The 19,916-nt window shown below is 67.4% G+C and carries 20 protein-coding genes; 11 read left to right on the forward strand and 9 right to left on the reverse strand.

Annotated features, from left to right (window positions below):
- Positions 1 to 223: 223 nt before the first annotated feature.
- Complete coding sequence (locus tag ACFW0H_RS15200) at positions 224 to 1,552, reverse strand: DEAD/DEAH box helicase (RefSeq protein ID WP_422914721.1); 1,329 nt, start codon at positions 1,550 to 1,552, stop codon at positions 224 to 226.
- Positions 1,553 to 1,613: 61 nt separating this feature from the next.
- Positions 1,614 to 2,537 carry a drug/metabolite exporter YedA gene (gene yedA / locus ACFW0H_RS15205; RefSeq protein WP_422914722.1) on the reverse strand — a complete coding sequence of 308 codons (924 nt, stop codon included), beginning with the start codon at positions 2,535 to 2,537 and terminating at the stop codon, positions 1,614 to 1,616.
- Positions 2,538 to 2,699: 162 nt separating this feature from the next.
- Between yedA and ACFW0H_RS15210 the strand changes: the two genes are divergently transcribed.
- Positions 2,700 to 3,176: an Lrp/AsnC family transcriptional regulator gene (locus ACFW0H_RS15210; RefSeq protein WP_422914723.1), complete on the forward strand. Its 477-nt coding sequence runs from the start codon at positions 2,700 to 2,702 to the stop codon at positions 3,174 to 3,176.
- A gap of 115 nt (positions 3,177 to 3,291) precedes the next feature.
- Here the strand turns inward: ACFW0H_RS15210 and ACFW0H_RS15215 are convergent, their stop codons facing one another.
- A complete protein-coding gene (locus ACFW0H_RS15215; RefSeq protein ID WP_422914724.1) occupies positions 3,292 to 3,903 on the reverse strand; it encodes a 3'-5' exonuclease in 612 nt (203 codons plus the stop codon).
- 23 nt (positions 3,904 to 3,926) lie between these two features.
- The gene (locus tag ACFW0H_RS15220; protein WP_377695034.1) at positions 3,927 to 4,406 is read right to left on the reverse strand and encodes an NYN domain-containing protein; all 480 of its coding nucleotides are present in this window, start codon (positions 4,404 to 4,406) and stop codon (positions 3,927 to 3,929) included.
- Positions 4,407 to 4,497: 91 nt separating this feature from the next.
- Here ACFW0H_RS15220 and ACFW0H_RS15225 point away from each other — a divergent pair, with 91 nt between their 5' ends.
- From ACFW0H_RS15225 to ACFW0H_RS15245, 5 genes are all read left to right on the forward strand, one after another.
- The gene (locus ACFW0H_RS15225; RefSeq protein WP_422914725.1) at positions 4,498 to 5,058 is read left to right on the forward strand and encodes a cysteine hydrolase family protein; all 561 of its coding nucleotides are present in this window, start codon (positions 4,498 to 4,500) and stop codon (positions 5,056 to 5,058) included.
- A 162-nt stretch (positions 5,059 to 5,220) separates the two neighbouring features.
- Positions 5,221 to 5,946: a substrate-binding periplasmic protein gene (locus tag ACFW0H_RS15230; protein WP_422914726.1), complete on the forward strand. Its 726-nt coding sequence runs from the start codon at positions 5,221 to 5,223 to the stop codon at positions 5,944 to 5,946.
- A 45-nt stretch (positions 5,947 to 5,991) separates the two neighbouring features.
- On the forward strand, positions 5,992 to 6,471 hold the full coding sequence (locus ACFW0H_RS15235; protein WP_422914727.1) for a YbaK/EbsC family protein: 480 nt from the start codon (positions 5,992 to 5,994) through the stop codon (positions 6,469 to 6,471).
- A gap of 75 nt (positions 6,472 to 6,546) precedes the next feature.
- Positions 6,547 to 7,209: a YciC family protein gene (locus ACFW0H_RS15240; RefSeq protein WP_422914728.1), complete on the forward strand. Its 663-nt coding sequence runs from the start codon at positions 6,547 to 6,549 to the stop codon at positions 7,207 to 7,209.
- Positions 7,210 to 7,336: 127 nt separating this feature from the next.
- Positions 7,337 to 8,422: an endonuclease/exonuclease/phosphatase family protein gene (locus ACFW0H_RS15245; RefSeq protein ID WP_422914729.1), complete on the forward strand. Its 1,086-nt coding sequence runs from the start codon at positions 7,337 to 7,339 to the stop codon at positions 8,420 to 8,422.
- Between the two features lie 164 nt (positions 8,423 to 8,586).
- Here the strand turns inward: ACFW0H_RS15245 and hrpB are convergent, their stop codons facing one another.
- Positions 8,587 to 11,109: an ATP-dependent helicase HrpB gene (gene hrpB, locus ACFW0H_RS15250; RefSeq protein WP_422914730.1), complete on the reverse strand. Its 2,523-nt coding sequence runs from the start codon at positions 11,107 to 11,109 to the stop codon at positions 8,587 to 8,589.
- Positions 11,110 to 11,235: 126 nt separating this feature from the next.
- On the opposite strand from hrpB, the gene ACFW0H_RS15255 reads away from it, so the two are divergent.
- The 4 genes from ACFW0H_RS15255 to ACFW0H_RS15270 all read left to right on the forward strand — a co-directional run bounded on the left by ACFW0H_RS15255 (position 11,236) and on the right by ACFW0H_RS15270 (position 13,840).
- Complete coding sequence (locus ACFW0H_RS15255) at positions 11,236 to 11,655, forward strand: polyribonucleotide nucleotidyltransferase (protein WP_422914731.1); 420 nt, start codon at positions 11,236 to 11,238, stop codon at positions 11,653 to 11,655.
- A gap of 93 nt (positions 11,656 to 11,748) precedes the next feature.
- Complete coding sequence (locus tag ACFW0H_RS15260; RefSeq protein ID WP_422914732.1) at positions 11,749 to 12,636, forward strand: cation diffusion facilitator family transporter; 888 nt, start codon at positions 11,749 to 11,751, stop codon at positions 12,634 to 12,636.
- Positions 12,637 to 12,981: 345 nt separating this feature from the next.
- Positions 12,982 to 13,461, forward strand: a complete 480-nt coding sequence (locus ACFW0H_RS15265) for an Lrp/AsnC family transcriptional regulator (RefSeq protein WP_422914733.1) — start codon at positions 12,982 to 12,984, stop codon at positions 13,459 to 13,461.
- Positions 13,462 to 13,636: 175 nt separating this feature from the next.
- On the forward strand, positions 13,637 to 13,840 hold the full coding sequence (locus ACFW0H_RS15270; RefSeq protein WP_422914734.1) for a DUF2788 domain-containing protein: 204 nt from the start codon (positions 13,637 to 13,639) through the stop codon (positions 13,838 to 13,840).
- Between the two features lie 23 nt (positions 13,841 to 13,863).
- Here ACFW0H_RS15270 and ACFW0H_RS15275 read toward each other — a convergent pair whose 3' ends face one another.
- Positions 13,864 to 14,496 (reverse strand): pseudouridine synthase, encoded by a 633-nt coding sequence (locus tag ACFW0H_RS15275; protein WP_459077306.1) that lies wholly within the window; start codon positions 14,494 to 14,496, stop codon positions 13,864 to 13,866.
- Positions 14,497 to 14,574: 78 nt separating this feature from the next.
- On the opposite strand from ACFW0H_RS15275, the gene ACFW0H_RS15280 reads away from it, so the two are divergent.
- On the forward strand, positions 14,575 to 15,621 hold the full coding sequence (locus ACFW0H_RS15280) for an MBL fold metallo-hydrolase (protein ID WP_422914736.1): 1,047 nt from the start codon (positions 14,575 to 14,577) through the stop codon (positions 15,619 to 15,621).
- Positions 15,622 to 15,790: 169 nt separating this feature from the next.
- On the opposite strand, the gene amn is transcribed toward ACFW0H_RS15280, so the two are convergent.
- From amn to ACFW0H_RS15295, 3 genes are all read right to left on the reverse strand, one after another.
- Positions 15,791 to 17,272, reverse strand: a complete 1,482-nt coding sequence (gene amn / locus ACFW0H_RS15285; protein ID WP_422914737.1) for an AMP nucleosidase — start codon at positions 17,270 to 17,272, stop codon at positions 15,791 to 15,793.
- A gap of 119 nt (positions 17,273 to 17,391) precedes the next feature.
- On the reverse strand, positions 17,392 to 19,041 hold the full coding sequence (locus tag ACFW0H_RS15290) for an acyl-CoA dehydrogenase family protein (RefSeq protein ID WP_422914738.1): 1,650 nt from the start codon (positions 19,039 to 19,041) through the stop codon (positions 17,392 to 17,394).
- A gap of 1 nt (position 19,042) precedes the next feature.
- The gene (locus ACFW0H_RS15295; RefSeq protein ID WP_422914739.1) at positions 19,043 to 19,690 is read right to left on the reverse strand and encodes a TetR/AcrR family transcriptional regulator; all 648 of its coding nucleotides are present in this window, start codon (positions 19,688 to 19,690) and stop codon (positions 19,043 to 19,045) included.
- Positions 19,691 to 19,916 lie beyond the last annotated feature (226 nt).

Genomic DNA, 19,916 nt, shown 5'->3' on the forward strand with positions numbered 1-19,916 from the left:
CCCCTCCCCCCCCCCCCCCCCCCCCCCCCCCCCCCCCCCCCCCCCCGGGCCCCCGGAGCGACGATGGAGCGAGGGAAGTCCGGCGAAGCCGGACCCGGATGCAGGGGCAAGCCCTCTTGGTTACTTCTGGGGCGACTGCCAGAAGTGACTCGCCGGGAGGCGAAACAGAGACCTGAAGCTCACTCGGCAATGAACTGAGCAACAAAACGCCAAGCGAACACCCTCAGCCCTTCTTCGCCTTGCCAAATCCCGGCGCCTTGCGCACCGACTTCACCTTGGGCTTCTCGCTATCGATCCAGCGCCCCAGGGCCGCGCCCTTGCCCGGCTTGCCAGCTTCGACCTGGGGTTCCTTGGGCTTCTTCGGTTTCTTCGGCTTCTTGATCACCTGGCCCGTGGCATCGGTCATGGGCACCCGGTGATCGGGAATGAAGTCCGGTTCATCGCGGCGCTGGATAGTCTGGCGGGTCAGCATTTCGATGGCGGCGAGCAGTTGCACCTCGTCGGCGCAGACCAGCGACACCGCCTCGCCCGTGGCGCCGGCGCGGCCGGTACGGCCGATACGGTGCACGTAGTCCTCGGCGACGATGGGCAGGTCGAAGTTGACCACCAGCGGCAGGTCGTCGATGTCCAGACCACGGGCCGCCACGTCCGTGGCGACCAGGACCTGCACCTCGCCCGCCTTGAAGCGCTGCAGCGCGCGCAGCCGCGAAGGCTGCGGTTTGTCGCCGTGGATGGAGTCGGCATTGACGCCGCGCGCCTGGAGCTCCTCGACCAGTTGGTCGACGCCCTTGCGGGTCTTGGCGAAGACCAGCACCTGCTCCCAGCGGCGATCTTCCAGCAGGTGCAGGAAGAGTTCGCCCTTGCGCTTCTTGTCCACCGGTATCAGCCATTGGCGCACGCTCTTGGCCGCCGCGTTGCGCGGGCTGACCTCGATCGACAGCGGGTCGCGCAAGAGCTCGCGGGCCATCTGGCGAATGGCATCGGAGAAGGTGGCGGAGAACAGCAGGGTCTGCCGGCGTTTGGGCAGTGCGGCGAAGAGTTCGTCGAGCTCGCGGGCGAAACCCAGGTCGAGCATGCGGTCGGCCTCGTCCAGCACCAGCGCCTGGAGCTGGTTGAACTTCACCGCGTTCTGCCGATAGAGGTCGAGCAGGCGGCCGGGGGTGGCGACGAGGATGTCGATGCCCTTGCGCAGCCGCATCATCTGCGGGTTGATGCTGACGCCACCGTAGACCGCGTAGTTGCGCAGCGGCAGGTGCTGGCCGTAAACGCGGAAGCTCTCGTTGACCTGCTCGGCCAGTTCGCGGGTGGGCACCAACACCAGCGCACGCACTGAGTTGCTGGCCACCTGCGGGCCTTCCTGGGTCAGCTTTTGCAAAAGCGGCAGGGCGAAGCCGGCGGTCTTGCCGGTACCGGTCTGGGCCGCGGCCATCAGGTCGCGGCCCTTGAGCACGGCGGGAATCGCCTCGGCCTGCACCGGCGACGGGGTCTGGTAGCCGAGCGCTTCGGTGGCGCGCAGCAGGGGTTCGATCAGGCCGAGGGATGCGAAGGTCATGGAGGCAGCCATAGAGTGCGGAAAAGCCGCGATTCTAGCAGGCCGCCCGCCCCCGCCGTGATCAACTGGTCTGCTGCAGCCCCTCTTCCTGCCGTGCTTTCTCTTCCTTGCGCTCGCGCCACTGCGGCAGACCGATCAGCACCACGGCGCCGATGATCACCAGCATGGCCAGGCCCTCCTCGATGCCGATGCTCTCGCCGGCGAAGCCGATGCCCAGCAACACCGCCACCACCGGATTGACGTAGGCGTAGCTGGTGGCCGCGGCCGGGCGCACGTTCTTCAGCAGGTACAGGTAGGAGCTAAAGGCGATGATGGAGCCGAAGACGATCAGGTAGGCCAGCGCCCCCCAGCCCGCCAGGGTGGGCGCTGCCACCAGGCGTTCGCCACTGAGCAGGCTGCCGGCCAGCAGGGCGAAACCGCCGGCGAGCATCTCCACCGCGCTGGCCATGGGGCCGGCGGGCAGCTTGAGGTTCTTGCTCCACATGGAGCCGAACGACCAGGCCGCCGCGGCGAAGATGATCAGCGCCGCACCCAGGGGGCTGGCCTGCAGGTTGGAGCCGAGGTTGAGCAGGCCGATGCCCGCCAGCCCGAGCAGGATGCCGGCCCATTCCAGGCGGGTGGTGCGCTGGCCCCAGATCAGCCCGAACAGCAGGGCGAACAGCGGCACCGTGGCCACCGCCAGCGCCGCTACGCCGGACGCCACGCCCAGGTCCTCGGCGAGGGTCACGCCGCCGTTGCCGCAGCTGAGCAGCAGGAAGCCGATGGCCGCGGCGGACTTCCACTCCTGCCAGCTCGGGTTGGGCACGCCGCTCCAGCGCAGGAAGCCGTACATCAGGGCACCGGCCACCACGAAGCGGATGCCGGCCATCAACAGCGGCGGCCAGGATTCGACGCCGATACGGATCGCGAGGTAGGTGGATCCCCAGATCAGATAGAGAGCGATGAAGGCTCCAATGAGCAGGAGCGGGAAGCGGCGCGCAGGCATGATCGGAACTCGACACAGGCAGGATTGAGGCGTCTATTCTAAGTAAGGCGATGAGCGCTAAATAAGGATGAACACCTTGTTCACGCAGCCCTGAACCTTGGAAAGAACTGATTTCATCCGTTTCTACCGTTGATTCGACAGAAGCTGAATTCGGAGGTCCTCGTGGACAAATACGACCGCCTGCTGCTTGCCGCGTTAATCGAGAACGGCCGCGCTTCCTTCGCCGACCTGGCGCGCCGGGTCAACCTGTCGCCGCCGGCGGTGGCCGACCGGGTGGCCAAGCTGGAGGCCGCCGGCATCATCACCGGCTACCACGCCAGCGTGGACCTGGCGAAGGTGGGGCTGCCCATCGAATGCGTGATCGAACTGCGCATCACCGACCGTGACTACAAGCGCACCCAGGAAGCCCTGGAGAACATTCCCCAGCTGAACCTCTGCCACCGCGTCACCGGCGACGCCTGCCTGCTGATCAAGGCCGCCGTGGCCTCGATGCCGGAGTTGCAGGACCTGATCGACCAGATCGGCAAGTTCGGCGCGACCAAGACCTCGCTGATCCTCTCCACGCCCTTCGAGCAGCGCATCCCCGGCGTGCTGCAGGAGCGCGGCAAGGTGGAGACGCTGAGGACGGTGAAGGGCTGAGCGGCCCACGCCATCGCCAACTCGTAGGATGCGGTAGAGCGAAGCGAAACCCATCAGCCCTGTCCGCATGGGTATCGCTCCGCTCGCGGAACGCCGCCCGACCCATCCTACGAGCTCAGCCGCCGCGATGTTTCCGCAACGCTTCGGGAATCTTCGCCGCCGGGACCTTCTGCAGGCTGCAGAACAGCTGGTGCGACACCGTGCTTATGCCGTGCTTGTCCCGCAGCCGTCCAGCCAGGTGCAAGGTGAGATTGGCGGCCATCTCGGCATCGGCGAGGGCGCGGTGGGCCCTGCCGGTGTCGGGCAGGCGCGCCCAGGTGTTGAGGGTGCCGAGTTTATGGTTGGGCGCCTCGGGCAGCAGGCGTCGGGCGAGCAACAGGGAGCAGGCGAACGCCTGGCGGCGGGACCGGCCGATGCGCGCCAGCTCGAAGTCCCAGAACTTCTGGTCGAAGGAGGCGTTGTGCGCCAGCAGCGGCAGGTCGCCGACGAAGTCGGCCGCCTCCCTCATCACCTGCTCCACCGGCGGGGCCGCCCGCAGCATGGCAGTGCTGATGCCGGTGAGGTTCTGGATGAAGGGCGGCACCGGGATGCCGGCATTCATCAGGCTCTGGTAGCGGTCGACGACGCGCCCGCCGTCGAGGATGACCACGCCGATCTCGGTGGCGCGGCAATCGCTTGCGGGGGTAATGCCGGTGGTCTCGAAGTCAATGACAGCTATGGGGTCCACGGGTGATTCCAGGTTGGATCAGTTCAATTGCGCAGCAGCAGGCCGCCCTCGATGGGCTGGTAGCGGCTGGCGGCACGGATCAGGGATTGGGCGGTGAGGCCAGGTACGCCGTAGACCAGGGTTTCCACGCCATGGGCCTGGGCCACCCGTTCCAGCAACAGGTCGAAGTCGCCATCGCCCGAAGCCAGCACCACCAGGTCCACCCGGGGTGCGGCGTCGAGCACATCGATGGTGATGCCGACGTCCCAATCGCCCTTGGCCGAGCCGTCGCTGCGCTGGATGAAGGGCTTGAGCTTCACGGTGAAGCCCAGGTTGCGCAGGATCTGCTGGAACTGCTGCTGACGCGGGTCGCCGCGGTCGATGGCGTAGGCGTTGGCTTCGACTATGTCGCCCTCGGCGCTGACGCTCTGCCAGAAGGCGCTGTAATGGAAGTGGCAGCCATAGGTGTGGCGCACCGTGTAGTAGAGGTTCTGCACGTCGGCGAATACTGCGATCTTCTTCAACGCGGCTCCTCGGTGTCTGGCTGGCGGCGACTGGTTAAGAGTAGATTGCGGCCAGTATGCCAGCCTCGGGGAATGGAAAGTGGATAGGACCATGCAGAAGTCGCCAGGTGCCCTGCTGATCATCGACCAGCAGCAGGGCATCCAGCGCCTGGACAAGCCGCGCAACAATCCCGGCGCGGAAAAGTGCATCGCCGCCCTGCTCGAACACTGGCGCAAGGCCGGTTGGCCGCTGGTGCATATCCGCCATATCTCCCGGGAAGCCGATTCGGTCTTCGCCCCGGGCCAACCGGGCGCGCTGTTCCAGCCGCCCCTGGCGCCCCGGGAACGCGAGCAGGTGCTGGAGAAGAACGTCCCCGACGCCTTCATCAACAGCGGTCTGGAACACTGGCTGCGGGTGCGCGGCCTGGACGCGGTGGTGATCGTGGGCGTGGCCAGCGAGAACTCGGTGGAGGCCACGGCGCGCAGTGCCGGTAATCTGGGCTTCGCCACCACGGTGGTGGAGGACGCCTGCTACACCTTCGCCAAGCTCGACTTCGCCGGCCGTCCGCGCAGCGCCGAAGAAGTGCACGACATGGCCATGGCCAACCTGCAGGGGGAGTACGCCCGGGTACTGCGAGCGGATGAGCTGCTGGCGGACTGGCCGACGCCCTGAAGGCAGCCGACTATAGTTGCAGCTGACCCCGCGAGCTTCGACAACGGGGAAGACGCCGCGACCCACCGCATGGGTCTGTTGCAGGGAGCAAGGCGCTCGCCATGGCAGGCGGCGCCGTCTGGCAGTCACTCCAGCGCAGGCCGTGCCCCAGGCGATTGTGCAATGCGCGCTCATGGATGCTGCCTGCTTGCCCTGCTGCTGCTTTCCGCGCCCTGCCACGCCGAGGCCCACCTGGTATTCAGCGCCTTTCCCGACCAGGGTCTGCCGCTATTCCAGATCTGCAAACGCATCCTGGTGGAAGCCTACGCAGAACTCGGCATCGACATCGAGACCCGCGCCGCGCCGGCCGCGCGCGCCCTGCAGTACGCCGAGCGCGGCCTGAACGACGGTGAACTCTGCCGCACCAGTCTGATCGCCGAGCAGCGCAGCGACCTGCTGCTGATTCGCACACCGCTGTTCGAGTCCTATGCCGTGGCCTTCGCCAGCCGCCCGCTGCAGTTGCACGGCTGGTCAAGCCTCAAGCCCTACCTGGTGGGCTTCGAGCGCGGCAAGGCCGCGCTGGAGTTGCGCCTGAAGGGTGTTCGGCTGTCACCGTCCAACGGGGTGGAGAACGGTATGCGCAAGCTGGCCGGCGGCCGGGTGGACGTGCATGTGGAGGACTACTACTCGGGGATGTGCGTCCTGCGCCAGAGCGGCATGCGCGGCGTCCAGCCACTGCACCCGGTGCTCGAGCGTTTCTCCATGCACCACTACCTCAACCCGCGTCATCGCGAACTGGCACCGCGCCTGGAGGAAGTCCTGCAGCACATGGCCAGGAGCGGCCGCCTCCGGGAAATCGAGCGGCAGGTGCTGCACGACGCCGGCCTGGATGACCTCAGCCCGCCTTGAAGAGGACTATCATGGCGCCCCCGTCCCAGAGTCACCGGTCCCCTCATGTCGCTCCACGCCCGCAACCTGGCCCTGCTCGAATGCCACGACATCCCCTACCGGGAGGTCAGCCACGAAGCCGTGCTCGACTACCCCACCGCCCACGCGGTTCGCCAGCGCTTCGGCCTGCGTGGCGTGGAGAGCAAGAGCCTGTTCCTGCGCCTGAAGGGTGGCGGCTACGCCATGCTGGTGACCCTGGAAGGCGCGCGGGCCGACTGGGTCCAGCTCAAGGCGCTGCTGGGCGCGCGGCCGAGCATCGCCAGCGACGCGGAACTGGTGCAGCTGACCGGCTGCGTGCCCCAGTGCGCCTGCCCCCTGGGCCACGCCGAGGAGATCGCCCTGGTTTTCGACGAGACGATCTTCCGCCACGACTTCCTGATCTACTCCCCCGGCCCGCCGGAACGCACTCTGGAGGTGGCCACCGCAGACCTCGCTCGCCTGCTGCCGCGACTGCGCAATCGGGTGCTGCACTATCGCTCCGCTTGAACCGACCTTTGGAGGCGGCCACGGCTTGGGCTAAAGTGCCCAACACTGACTGCCGCAAGATGTGAATGCCTGCCGATGAATCCCTTAGAGCTGCTGCGTGCCTCCTGGTACTTCTTTTCCCGCAATGCAGGCCAAATCGCCCTGCTTTGCCTGCCGGCCATCATGATCGAGGCCATCTCCCAGCAGGGCCTGATCGCCTGGCTCGGCCCGGAAAAGTCCCAGGGTGCCTCCATCGTGGTCAGCATGCTGTTCTACCCGGTCTATGTCGGCGCCCTGATCATCTTCGTCGACAGCCGCAGCCACCGCATCCGCCTCAAGCCCCGGCAGGTGCTGGAGATGGCATTGGCGCGCTGGCCCGCCTTCGCCGTGCTGGCGGCCATCAGCACCCTGCTGATCATGGTCGGCGCCTGGATGCTGATCCTTCCCGGCCTCTACGTGATGATCAAACTGGCCTTCGCCGAGTACCTGCTGGTGCTGGAAGGGCGGGCGCCGCTGGACGCCATCAAGGAAAGCTTCGCCCTCACCAACGGGCACTTCTGGACCATCCTTGTCTGTGTGCTGATGGTGATGGGACCGATCTGGCTGGTGGACTGGTTCGCCTACCGCGAACTGGGGCAACACCCCGACCCCGTAGGCACCGTCCTGCTGGAGACCTTCAACAGCTTCTTCCAGTTGTTCGTCAGCATCGCCCTGTACCGGATGTTCACCCTGGTGACCGAACAGGCGACCGAGCAATGAGAGCGGCCCCTTCTGCGCGATCAGCGCTTCACTGGTCACGGCGCCCCTCCCGGGCGCGCTTGGCTTGGGCCTCGGCAGCCTCTCGGGTATGCTCGCCCTCTTCCAGCATAGTTCCCGGCCCTTGCCGATGCCCCGAGTCCTGCGTACCGCCCTGCTGAGCCTGTTGATCCTTGCCGTTGGCCTGGTCGCCCTGGTCTATGTGCTCACCTGGCATCCGGCGGCCCGCGAATCCGCACCTCTGCTGTGCCAGGCCGAAGCGCCTCAGCTGCAGCCCGGCCAGGCGCTCAAGGTGATGACCTGGAACCTGCAGTACTTGGCCGGCAAGCGCTACGTCTTCTACTACGACTTGCCCGATCGCGAAGGCCCGGACGAGCGCCCCACCGCCGAGGACCTGGCCTACAGCCTGGATGAGGTGGTCCGGGTGATACGCGAGGAACAGCCGGACATCGTCAACCTGCAGGAGCTGCATGAAGGCGCCCGGGCCACCGACTATCAGGACCAGTTGGCCCTGCTCCAGGAGCGCCTGGCCGACCTCTACCCCTGCGCCAGCCAAGCCTTCTACTGGAAGGCCGCCTTCGTGCCCCACCCACGCATCCTCGGCAGCGTCGGCATGAAGCTGGCCACCCTCAGCCGCTTCCGCATCGAGCGCGCCGAACGCCTGCAACTGCCCCTGGCGGAAAGCGACCCCATCAGCCGTCAGTTCGACAAGAAGCGCGCCCTGCTGGTGAGCTACCTGCCGATTCGCGGCGGCGGCCGCCTGGCGGCGATCAATACCCACCTGGACGCCCTGGCCGACGACCAGGAAACCCTGCAACGCCAGGTGGCGATGACCCGCGGCCTGCTCGATCAGTTGCAGTCCGAGGGAATCTCCTGGGTCCTGGGCGGCGACTTCAGCCAACTGCCACCTGGGCAGTACGAACGCCTGGCACAAGTCCAGCGCAGCTACTATGTCCGCGACAACGGGCTGAAGGCGCTCTGGAGCCGCTACCCGATGATCCCCAGCGTCGAGGAAGGCAGCGGCGCGCAACAGGCCCAGTGGTTCACCCACTACCCCAACGACCCACGGGTGAAGGGACCGGACCGGACCCTCGACTATTTCTTCCACAGCCCCGACCTCACCCGCATCGAGGCCAGGGTGCGCCAGGGCGATACCCTGCGCATCTCCGACCACCTGCCGCTGACGGCGAGATTCTTCCTGCCGCCGGCGCATTGAAGGCGCGACCCTTGGGGCCCTTCTTCACCTCGGCGTAGGCAATCCTTGTAGGGGCGAATTCATTCGCCAAGCAGGCCGAAGGTCTGCCCTTCCAGATTGCCGGGGCCGCTTCGCGTCCCTTGGCGAATGAATTCGCCCCTACAGGAAAAGCTCTCGCCCTCGCCTCACTTCCTCGGCTTGGCCCGCGCCGTCGGCTCGGCCACCAGGGGGTCGTCCGGCCAGTAGTGCTTGGGATAGCGCCCCTTGAGGTCCTTCTTCACCTCGGCGTAGGTATTGCGCCAGAAACTCGCCAGGTCCTGGGTGACCTGCACCGGACGCTGGGCCGGGGACAGCAGGTGCAGCTTGATGCCCTGGCGGCCGCCGGCGATGCGCGGGGTTTCAGCGAGACCGAAGAGTTCCTGCAGGCGCACGGCGAGCACCGGCATTTCCTCGCTGTAATCGAGGCGGATGCGCGAACCGGACGGCACCTCCAGGGTGCGCGGGGCCAGTTCGTCGAGGCGCTGCGGCAGGGGCCAGGGCAACAGGCCCTGAAGGATGCCGGCCAGATCCAGGTTGCCGAAGTGGCTGAGGCGGCTGACCTTGCCCAACCAGGGTTGCAGCCAGCTTTCCAGGCTGGCCAGCAGGGCGGCGTCGGACAGGTCGGGCCATTCGCTTTCGCCCCTGTCGCCGAGGTCCAGGCGGCGCAGCAGTGCCACCCGCGCCTGCCACTGGCGCAGCTCCGCAGTCCAGGGCAACAGCTCCAGGCCCTTGCGACGCACCAGGCCAAGCAACGCCCGCGAGCGCGCGTCCTCGTCCAGTTCCGCCAGAGCCTCGCGCGCCAGCACCAGTTCGCCGACCCGCAGTTGGCGCTCGGCGCGCAGCACGCCCTCGCGCTCGTCCCAGTCCAGCAGGTCCTGGCGGCTGACCTGTTCGGCCAGGGGCCCGTCGAACAGCGACGGATCGAGATCGGCCGCGAGGTAGATGCGCTCTTCGCGCTGCCCTTGGCGGCTCCCCAGGTCGGCGATCACCAGCCAGGGCTCCTTCATCAATGCGTCCGGCTCGCCGAAGCTGGCCGCGCGGCCGTTGGCCAGACGGTAGTCGGCACCGCCGGACCGGCGCTGCTGGGCGATGCGGTCCGGGTAGGCGAAGGCCAGCAGGCAGCCGAGCCAGCGCGGGTGATCCGGGTCCGCCACCGGCTCGCTGGCCGGGCCGCGCAGATAGGTACGAAATTGCCGCGCCAGCTGCCGGGCGCGCTGCACGCCGCCGCGGGCGCCGCGCGCGGCCTTGTCTTCACCGGCCAGCAGGGCCAGGCGGCTGTGCAGATCGGCCCCGCCGCCGCGAAGGATATCGCGCTCGCCGAGTAGGGCGGCCAGGTCGCAGGCCAGGGCGCCGAGGCCAAGGGCCTGGCCACGCAGCAAGAGATGGGCGATGCGCGGATGCGCCGGCAACTCGGCCATCGCCTGGCCGTGGCGGGTCAGGCTGCCGTCCTCGGCCAGGGCGCCGAGGCGCTGCAGCAGTTCGCGGCCCTGGGCATAGGCTGCGGCCGGCGGCGGGTCGAGCCAAGCCAGTTCGGTGGGGTCGCCGACGCCCCAGCGCGCCAGTTGCAGGCTCAGCCCGGCGAGGTCGGCCTGAAGGATTTCCGCGCTGCCGTGGGCGGCCAGCTGCTCATGCTGCGCCTCGGACCAGAGCCGGTAGCAGGAACCCGGCTGCAAGCGCCCGGCACGCCCGGCGCGCTGGGTGGCCGAAGCGCGGGAGATGCGCTGGGTATCCAGGCGGGTCATGCCACTGGCGGGGTCGAAGCGCGGCACCCGCTCCAGCCCCGCGTCCACCACCACGCGCACGCCGTCGATGGTCAGGCTGGTCTCGGCGATGTTGGTGGCCAGCACCAACTTGCGCTTGCCCGCCGGGGCCGGTTCGATGGCCGCACGCTGGGCCGACAGGTCCAGTTCGCCGTGCAGCGGGCAGAGCAGGATGTCGCCACGCCCCTCCAGACGCTCGCCCAGTTGTTCGGCGACGCGACGGATCTCCGCCTGGCCGGGGAGAAACACCAGCAGGCTGCCAGGCTCGTCGGCCAGCGCCTGGAGCACCGTCTGCACCACCCGGGGTTCCAGCGCTTCGCCTGGCTGGCTCGGCCGCCCCCAATGCTGCGCCACCGGAAACATGCGGCCTTCGCTGCGCACCACCGGCGCGTCGCCCAGCAGGCGCGACAGGCGCTCGCCTTCCAGGGTGGCGGACATCAGCAGGACCTTCAGTGGCGGCTCGTCGCGCAGCAGGGCGCGGCCGTTGAGGCAGAGGGCCAGGGCGAGGTCGGCGTCCAGACTGCGCTCGTGGTACTCGTCGAATATCACCAGGCCGACGCCTTCCAGTGCCGGGTCTTCCTGCAGCCGGCGGGCGAGGATGCCTTCGGTGACCACCTCGATACGGGTGCGCGGGCCGACCTTCGACTCCAGGCGGATGCGGTAGCCGACGGTCTCGCCCACCGCTTCGCCCAACTCGCTGGCCAGACGCTCGGCTGCGGCGCGGGCGGCCAGGCGGCGCGGCTCGAGCATCAGGATGCTCTGCCCCGCCAGCCAGGGTTCATCCAGCAACGCCAGCGGCACGCGGGTGGTCTTGCCGGCGCCGGGAGGCGCCTCCAGCACGCTTTCATGGCGGGATTGCAGGGCGGCCCGCAAGTCGGGCAGGACGGCATCTATGGGTAACGGATTCATGGGCACTCCGGACAGGCGCGGAAGTATAACGGCGAACCGCCCGTTCCTTGCCGGGGTCTTAGTTATGCCAGGCAGTTTTAAAGCAACCGGCTTGCTATAGTGGCAACTTTCGATCAGGAGACGCTTATGCGCATGCCTTCCCGTTTGATTGGCGGTCTGGTTGCCGCCACCCTGCTCACCCAGCTCACCGCCTGCGGCACCCTCTTCTACCCGGATCGCCGCGGCCAGATCGAAGGCAAGATCGACCCCGTGGTCGCCGGCCTCGATGCCATCGGCATCCTCTTCTATGTCATCCCCGGCCTGATCGCCTTCGCCGTCGACTTCGCCACGGGTGCCATCTACCTGCCCGAAGGCCAGCACGCCCAGGTCTCCCCGGAGAAACTCAAGGAAGCCATTGGCGCCGACGGCAAGGTGGACAACGTCATCCTGAAGGCCATCATCGAGCGCGAAACCGGACGCAGCCTGCCGCTGGACAACCCGCAACTGCTCCAGCGCAGCGGCAACCTGCAGCAGCTGGCCGCCTACGGCCTGCGCCCGGCGGCCTGACGTGGACCATCCGGCCCGGCGCCCGGCGCATCGCGGCCGGTTCCCCGCCATTTTCCCGGCTCCCGGCCTGCGTACCTTGCGACCGGAGCCGGCATGACCGCTACCCGGCAACATGCGCAGCTGCTGCGCCTGGCTACCCACGCATCACTGACCGTCGCCATCATCCTGGTGATCGCCAAGGCCGTGGCCTGGGCCATGAGTGGTTCGGTCAGCCTGCTGGCGGGACTCACCGACTCGCTGCTGGACAGCGCGGCCTCCTTCCTCAACCTGCTGGCGGTGCGCTATGCGCTCAAGCCGGCGGACGACGACCACCGCTACGGCCACGGCAAGGCCGAGTCCTTGTCGGGGCTTGCCCAGGCACTGTTCATCGGGGTCAGCGCCGTGCTGGTGGCGACCCAGGCCTATGCGCGCCTGGTTGAGCCGCAGCCGCTGGGCGCCGAGATGCTCGGCATCGGCGTGATGATCCTGTCCCTGCTGCTCACCGCCGGCCTGCTGACGCTGCAACGCCGGGTGATCCGCGCCACCGGCTCCACCGCCATCCGCGCCGACGCCCTGCACTACCGCTCGGACCTGCTGCTCAACGGCGGCATCCTCCTGGCGCTGGTGCTGGCCAGCCTTGGCTGGCAACAGGCCGACGGGTTGTTCGGCCTGGGCATAGCCGCTTACATCCTCTGGAGTGCCTTCGGCATCGCCCGCGAATCGGTATCGGTGCTGATGGACGAGGAGCTGTCGCCGGAGATCAGCGCCGACATGCAGCGCCTGGCCTGCTCGGTCCCCGGCGTGCTCGGCGCCCATGATCTGCGTACACGGATTTCCGGTACCCGCTGGTACGTGCAGCTGCACCTGGAGCTGCCCGGCGAGCTGCCGCTGTCCCGCGCCCACGTGCTGTGCGAACAGGCGGCGGACGCGATTACCGCCCGCTACCCCAGCGCGGAGGTGCTGGTGCATGCCGATCCCAGCGAAGTGGTGAAACGCGACTAGAGCGCGCCGAGGCGTTTATGCGCGCAATAAAAAAGGGAGCCCCAGACTGCGGGCCCCCTTCGGGAAATTCGTCCTGTGCTGGCGATTGTGTCGCCGCATTCATCGCCTGCCTGGTTGGGCAGCGCGGACCCGGGGGCCTGCTCGAACCGGTTGGATCGGCGGCGCCGACGCACCTGATTGGGCGGGTCGGGTGGACTTGCTGTCCGGGCCGTGAAACTGAGGGAAATCTTACGGCGAGGCGCGGGACGAATGATTGCGAAGATTGCTCATATTCACAGCACTTGCGCAATTAATCACTAAAGGAGCAGCATCAGCAGCAATCAAACATAAAGCGAGTGGTTCGCCATGGAAAAACTCGATCGCTACGACCTCAAAATTCTCGCCGAACTGCAGCACGATGCGCGCATCTCCAACCAGGAGCTGGCCGAGCGCATCGGCCTGTCGCCCTCGCCCTGCTCACGGCGGGTCAAGCAGTTGGAAGATGACGGCTACATCGTCCGCCAGGTGGCCTTGCTGGACCGCAAGAAGCTCGGTCTCAGCCTCACCGCCTATGTGCTGATCGGCATGGACCGGCACACCCCGGAACGCTTCGAGCACTTCCAGGAAGTGATCCGCCAGTGCCCGGAAGTGCTGGAGTGCAGCCTGGTCACCGGAATGGAGGCGGATTACCAGTTGAAGGTGGTGGTGCCGGACATGGACCATTACCAGCAGTTCCTGCTTGGCCAGCTGACCCGCATCGAGGGCGTAACCAGCGTGCGCTCGAGCTTCGTCCTCAACCAGGTGCTGAGCAGCACCGAGCTGCCGCTGGGCCACCTGCGCGGCTGAATGGCCCTCGCGCAGGAAACGGCTTGGCGTATAATCGCCGCACTCTGCTGTACCCCCCGCGCGGCCCCGCCCCATAAGAGTCTTCCGGCTCGCAGAAGCACAAGCGCACCGCCCGCCTTCCGCCCGGCCCCATGGCCAGGCGGGTGCAGCCTGTATTCAGCCCTTGAGGTATGCAATGAGTCCGGAAAAATTCGAAGAGTTGATGATGACGGCGATGATCGCCGTCCTGGTGGCCTTCATGGCCTTCATCGTCTGGGACCTGGCCAAGAAGTCCAAGGCCGGCCGCTTTGGCACCATGATCCTGTTCCTCGCCCTGGGCCTGGGCGTGCTCGGCTTCGTGATCAAGACGCTGGTGATTGGTGGCCTCGAAGGCTTCTGAGAGTCTACCTACACCTGCCCGGTTCAAAGCCGGGCAGGTACCTCCCGATACTCTCCGAGCGCCAGCCCGTCGAGGCTCCAGGGGCCAATCCGTACACGCACCAGACGTAACGTGGGCAACCCCACTGCGGCCGTCATGCGCCTGACCTGACGGTTGCGCCCCTCGCGAATCACCAGTTCGATCCACGCCGTCGGCACGCTCTTGCGGAAACGCACCGGCGGGTCGCGCTCCCACAGCTGGGGCTCCTCCAGCATCCGAGCCTCGGCCGGCAGAGTCGGTCCGTCGTTCAATTCAACGCCTTCGCGCAGCCGCTGGAGCTGCTCCTCGCTCGGCTCGCCTTCCACCTGCACCCAATAGGTCTTCGCCAGCTTGTGCTTCGGATCAGCGATGCGCGCCTGCAGGCGGCCGTCGTTGGTCAGCAGCAGCAGGCCTTCGCTGTCACGGTCCAGCCGCCCGGCGGGGTAGATGCCGGGAATGGGGATGTAGTCCTTGAGCGTCGCGCGGCCCTCGCCGTCGCTGAACTGGGTCAGCACGTCGAATGGCTTGTTGAACAGCAGCAGGCGCGGCTCGGCGGGCGGCGCCTTGGGCACGCGGCGAGGCGCGGCCGGGCCGGGACGACGAGAGGCAGGATGGGCGGGACGAGGTGGACGCGACATGCCTGGAAACGGGTTGGCGGTCTGGGAATGGGAGAGGCATGCTAGGTTGACTGCCTCCCCGCCGCAAGAGAGAAGGACATGCCGCGCGCCTTACGCCCCACCTGGTTGATCAACCTGATGACCCTCGCCGGCTATCACCGCTCTCCCTATCAGGGTCCGGTCTCGGGCAACTTCGACGGCCGTCGCTTCCGTAACCTCGAACCCAAGCCCCACAAGGATCTGCGTTCATTCCTGCGCTGGCAGTTCAGCCGTGAGCAGCAGGCGGACTGGATCGACCAACCGGGCCCGGCCGTCCTGCCCGAGGTGCCTGTGCGGGTGGAGGGCGACGAATTGCGCGTCACCTACATCAACCACGCCACCCTGCTGATCCAGCACCGCGGGCTGAACATCCTCACCGACCCGGTCTGGTCGCAACGGGTCAGCCCCTTCACCTTCGTCGGTCCGAAGCGCCACCACCCGCCGGGGCTCGAACTGGACCAGCTACCGCCCATCGACCTGATCCTGGTCAGCCACAACCACTACGACCACCTCGACCTGGAAAGCCTGCGCTCACTGGTGGAGCGCTTCCCCCTGGCCAGGGTGGTGTCCGGGCTGGGCAATGGGATGCTGATCCGAGAAGCCGGCTTCAAGCAGGTGGTCGAACTGGACTGGTGGCAGGAGCTGCCGCTGGATGGCGGCCTGAAACTGCATGCAGTACCGGTACAGCACTGGTCGGCGCGGACCCGCAGCGATACCAACGAGACACTGTGGATGGGCTTCGTGATCGAATCGCCGGACGGCCCTTTCCTGTTTCCCGGCGATACCGGCCTCGGTCCTGAGTTTCGCCTGATCCGCGAGCGCTTCGGCCCGATGCGCTTCGCCGCCCTGCCCATAGGCGCCTATGCGCCGCGCTGGTTCATGCGCGATAACCACATGAATCCGGACGATGCGGTGCAAGCGCACCAGCAACTGGAATCGCAATGCAGCCTGGCGATCCACTTCGGCACCTTCAACCTCACCGACGAAGGCCAGTTCGCCCCGCCGCGGGACCTGGCCAAGGCCCTGGACGACTGGCAGGTGGACGCCGACGCCTTCCGCGTGCCGACGCCGGGGTATCAGTGGCTGATCCCGCCTTTGACGCAGTGAAAATGGGGCGCATCGCGCGCCCCCGCCTCCGGCAGGAACCCTGTAGGGGCGAATTCATTCGCCAAGCAGGCCGAAGGTCTGCCGTGCGATGCCCCGGAGGACCGCGTTGCGGTCCCAGGCGAATAAATTCGCCCCCACACAGAAGCCCCCAACGAAGCCGCTCTGCCGATCAGCGGAACGGCGGCTCGTCGAAGCTGCGCAGCTTGCGCGAGTGCAACGCGTTCAGCTGGTTACGCAACAGGTCGAGGGCGGCGATACCGATGCGCAGGTGCTGGCTGACCGCGCGCTGGTAAAAAGCGCTGGCCGAGCCGGGCAGTTTGATTTCGCTGTGCAGCGGCTTGTCCGACACGCACAGCAAGGTGCCGTAGGGCACCCGCAGGCGGTAGCCCTGGGCCGCCACCGTACCGCTTTCCATATCCACCGCCACCGCCCGCGACAGGTTGATCAGCGGCCGCTCCTGGGCCCAGCGCAGTTCCCAGTTGCGATCGTCGTAGGTGAGCACGGTGCCGGTGCGCAGGCGGCGCTTGAGGTCTTCGCCGCGCTCGCCGGTGACCTGGGCCGCGGCTTCCTGCAGCGCCTGCTGCACCTCGGCCAGGGCCGGCAGCGGGATGTTCGGCGGCAGTACCCGGTCGAGGATGCCATCGCGGCGCATGTAGGCATGGGCCAGCACGTAGTCACCGATGGTCTGCGACTGCCGCAGGCCGCCGCAGTGCCCGATCATCAGCCAGCAGTGCGGACGCAGCACGGCCAGGTGGTCGGTGATGTTCTTCGCGTTGGACGGGCCGACGCCGATGTTCACCAGGGTCACGCCATGGCCGTCGGCGGCGATCAGGTGGTAGGCCGGCATCTGGAAGCTGTGCCAGACAACACCCTCGACGATCGCCTGCATCTCGCCTTCGTCCATGCCCCGCTCCACCACCACGTTGCCCGGCAGCACCATGCGCACGAAGCGCGGATCATCGCGGAGCTGGTCGAGGCCATGGCGGATGAACTGGTCGACGTAGCGGTGATAGTTGGTCAGCAGGATCCAGGGCTGCACGTGACGCCAGTCGCTGCCGGTGTAATGGACCAGCCGGCGCAGGGAGAAATCCACCCGCGCGGCGTCGAACAGCGCCAGCGGCAGCTGCTCGGCGCTCTCCCATTCGTAGAGGCCGTCGGCCACGCCATCGGTGGCCGCCGAGAGGTCGGTGCTGGGGAAGACCCGCGCCAGTTCGGCGGCAGTCACCCCGGAGCCGGCCAATTCGTCGCCATGCTCCACTACATAGGGATAGGGGATGTTCTGCTGGCTGGTGCCCACTTCCACCAGCACGGTGAAGTCATGCATCAGCGGCCGCAGTTGCTCCAGCAGGTAAGTGCGGAAGGCATCCGGATGGGTGACGGTGACGCAGTAGTTGCCCGGCACCTGGATCTTGGCGAAGGCACGGGTGGTGGACGGCACTTCGCCCTGGCAACGGTAGGTGATGCGCAGCAGCGGGTAGCGGAACAGCGCGCGCTGTCCGGCGTCCGGCTCGATGCGTTCCTTGATGTAGCGCTTCAGCGCCTGACTGAGGGCTCCAGTGGCCTGCCGGTGCAGCTCGGCGAGGCGATCGACGGCTTCCTCGGCGGTTTCAGCAATCACAAAATCAGTCGGTTCGAGGCTCACGGTCGGCATCCTGTCTGTTCGCTGTGGACCTATCTTGCCTGCTTGGACGGGCAATGGCATAGAACGAATCGGCAGGATGGGACAGCTCGCACCCACCCGCCGCGCGGGTGGGTGAGCGGAACCTGGGCTTATGCGAGGTGCGGGGTGGAGCGGGCCATCAGCGCTTCCACCTCCGCGCCACGCGGCAAGGTGCCGTAGACCCGCCCGTGGCCGGACAGGCGGCTGCCGATGAAGGCGTCCGATACCGTGGCGTTGCCGGCTTCCAGCAACAGCTTGGCCTGCAGCGCCACGGCCACGTCCTCGGTGAGTTGGCGGGCGCGGTACTGGATATCGGCGGTGTCGGCGAAGGCCGCCTTGAGATTGCCGATGAAGGACGCCAGGCGTGCGTCGCCGTGGCCGTCGCTCAGCTCGGCGAAGAGCGCATCAAGCACCCCCGGCTCCTTGGACAGGGCACGCAGCACGTCCAGGCACTGCACGTTGCCCGAGCCTTCCCAGGTGGAGTTGACCGGGGCTTCGCGGTAGAGGCGCGGCAGAATGGTGTCTTCCACGTAACCGGCGCCACCCAGGCATTCGGCGGCCTCGTTGATCATCGCGGGGGCGCGCTTGCAGATCCAGTACTTGCCCACGGCGGTGACCAGCCGGGCGAACTTGTCCTCCCGCTCGTCGTGGGCGTTGTCCAGGGCCTGTCCCATGCGCAGGGTCAGGGCCAGGGCGGCTTCGCTTTCCAGGGCCAGGTCCGCCAGTACGTTCTGCATCAGTGGCTGCTCGGCCAGCACGCGCCCACCGACCTTGCGATGGGCACAGTGATGGGCGGCCTGGGTCAGGGCCTGACGCATCAGGGCGCTGGAGCCGATCATGCAGTCGAAGCGGGTCAGGGCCACCATCTCGATGATGGTGGGCACGCCACGCCCTTCCTCGCCGATCATCCAGGCCAGGGCGCCGCGGTACTCCACCTCGCTGGAGGCATTGGACCAGTTGCCCAGCTTGTTCTTCAGGCGCTGGATGTAGAACTGGTTGCGGCTGCCGTCCGGGCGATGGCGCGGCAGCAGGAAGCAGGACAACCCCTTGTCGGTGTAGGCCAGGGTGAGGAAGGCATCGCACATGGGGGCCGAGCAGAACCACTTGTGCCCCACCAGCTCGTAGGCCTGGCCCGGACCGGGAATCCCGACTGGATGGGCACGGGTAGTGTTGGCGCGCACGTCGGTGCCGCCCTGCTTCTCGGTCATGGCCATGCCGATGGTGACCCCGGCCTTCTGCTCCATGGGCACATTGCGCGGGTCGTACTCGGTGGCGAGTATCTTCGGCAGCCATTTCTCGGCGATGTCCGGCTGCAGGCGCAGCGCCGGCACGCTGGCGAAGGTCATGGTCAGCGGGCAGCCGGTGCCGGCCTCGGCCTGGCTGTGCAGGTAGCTCATGCCGGCGCGGGCGACCTGGGCGCCGGCGCGGGGATCGGTCCAGGGCATGGAGGGGATGCCATGCTCGATGGCGGCACGCATCAGCTCGTGGTAGGCCGGGTGGAATTCCACCAGGTCGATGCGGTGCCCGTAGCGGTCGTGGCTCTTGAACACGGGCTTGTTCTCGTTGGCGAGGAAGCCCGCCGCCATCAGCGGGCCACCGGCCAGGGCGCCGTAGGCATCGAGGCGCGCCTCGGCCCAGCCGCCCTGGTAGCGGCGCACCCACTCCTGCAGCGGCAGGTCGACGCGGTATAGGTTGGCGCCATCCAGTGGCGGTACCTGGTTGAAGACTTCATGGGTTTCGGCGAACTCGTGCAGGCTCATCTCAGGTCTCCGGGGCAGGTTGGCTGGCGCCAAGGGCGCGCAGGCAGAAAGTGACAAGATTGGCGCAGACGGCCTCGAGGTCGTCCGGTGCGCGGTCGGCTTCACGCTGGGCGCGAGCCGGGGGTGACAGCGGGCCCACCAGGGATTCGGCAATGGCGCCGACCAGGCAGGCCGCGGTCAGGGAAATGGAGGGCACCTGGAACTCGCCGCTGGCCCGGCCTTCCTCCAGCAGGCGACAGAACAGCTCGGCATAGGCCTCGCGGTAGCGCAGGCGCTGCTCGTCCACCTCCGGGTCCACCGGCTCGGCGATCAGGGCGAAGGCCAGACGCCGGCTGTGCCAGGCGCGGGCGGCGAACTGGCGCAGCCCCCGCTCCAGGCGTTCGGCGGCTGGACCCTCGCCGCGCAGCACCTGGGCCAGGCTGTCCACTTCCAGCTGGCTGGCCCGGGCGAAGACCTCCGCCGCCAGCTCGCCCTTGTTGCCGAAATGGCGATAGAGGCTACCGGTGGCGATGCCGGCGTCCTCGGCCAGGGCCTGCATGGTCAGCGCGGCGAACCCGCCCTCCACCACCCGCGCATGGGCGCAGTCGAGAATGCGGCTGCGCAACGCCTGGTCACGGTCGATTCGGGTGGTGGTGGTGCGGTAGGCCATGGTCTGAATCCTGATTCACTTCTTTCAGTGAATCAGGATTCAGACCTTGCAGAAAGCGGGATACCTGCCGCGAACCGGGGCAAATGCGCCGTGGGGAAGCTGTCTGTGGGAGATTCCCTGTCAATCGGCGCGTAGGGTGGAAATTCTTTCGGGGATTTCCACCATCGGTGCCTTGCACTGCCCCGCCGGTGGATAAAAGAGCGCTATCCACCCACGGGCCGCCCCA

The organism is Metapseudomonas cellulosilytica (assembly GCF_049334135.1).
Classification (GTDB): Bacteria; Pseudomonadota; Gammaproteobacteria; order Pseudomonadales; family Pseudomonadaceae; genus Metapseudomonas.

Coding starts and splice junctions, on each gene's coding strand:
- ACFW0H_RS15200 (WP_422914721.1), bottom strand. CDS start 1,552: ATGACCTTCGCATCCCTCGGCCTGATCGAACCCCTGCTGCGCGCCACC.
- yedA (WP_422914722.1), bottom strand. CDS start 2,537: ATGCCTGCGCGCCGCTTCCCGCTCCTGCTCATTGGAGCCTTCATCGCT.
- ACFW0H_RS15225 (WP_422914725.1), top strand. CDS start 4,498: ATGCAGAAGTCGCCAGGTGCCCTGCTGATCATCGACCAGCAGCAGGGC.
- ACFW0H_RS15230 (WP_422914726.1), top strand. CDS start 5,221: ATGCGCGCTCATGGATGCTGCCTGCTTGCCCTGCTGCTGCTTTCCGCG.
- ACFW0H_RS15235 (WP_422914727.1), top strand. CDS start 5,992: ATGTCGCTCCACGCCCGCAACCTGGCCCTGCTCGAATGCCACGACATC.
- ACFW0H_RS15240 (WP_422914728.1), top strand. CDS start 6,547: ATGAATCCCTTAGAGCTGCTGCGTGCCTCCTGGTACTTCTTTTCCCGC.
- ACFW0H_RS15245 (WP_422914729.1), top strand. CDS start 7,337: ATGCCCCGAGTCCTGCGTACCGCCCTGCTGAGCCTGTTGATCCTTGCC.
- hrpB (WP_422914730.1), bottom strand. CDS start 11,109: ATGAATCCGTTACCCATAGATGCCGTCCTGCCCGACTTGCGGGCCGCC.
- ACFW0H_RS15255 (WP_422914731.1), top strand. CDS start 11,236: ATGCGCATGCCTTCCCGTTTGATTGGCGGTCTGGTTGCCGCCACCCTG.
- ACFW0H_RS15260 (WP_422914732.1), top strand. CDS start 11,749: ATGACCGCTACCCGGCAACATGCGCAGCTGCTGCGCCTGGCTACCCAC.
- ACFW0H_RS15265 (WP_422914733.1), top strand. CDS start 12,982: ATGGAAAAACTCGATCGCTACGACCTCAAAATTCTCGCCGAACTGCAG.
- ACFW0H_RS15270 (WP_422914734.1), top strand. CDS start 13,637: ATGAGTCCGGAAAAATTCGAAGAGTTGATGATGACGGCGATGATCGCC.
- ACFW0H_RS15275 (WP_459077306.1), bottom strand. CDS start 14,496: ATGTCGCGTCCACCTCGTCCCGCCCATCCTGCCTCTCGTCGTCCCGGC.
- ACFW0H_RS15280 (WP_422914736.1), top strand. CDS start 14,575: ATGCCGCGCGCCTTACGCCCCACCTGGTTGATCAACCTGATGACCCTC.
- amn (WP_422914737.1), bottom strand. CDS start 17,272: ATGCCGACCGTGAGCCTCGAACCGACTGATTTTGTGATTGCTGAAACC.
- ACFW0H_RS15290 (WP_422914738.1), bottom strand. CDS start 19,041: ATGAGCCTGCACGAGTTCGCCGAAACCCATGAAGTCTTCAACCAGGTA.
- ACFW0H_RS15295 (WP_422914739.1), bottom strand. CDS start 19,690: ATGGCCTACCGCACCACCACCACCCGAATCGACCGTGACCAGGCGTTG.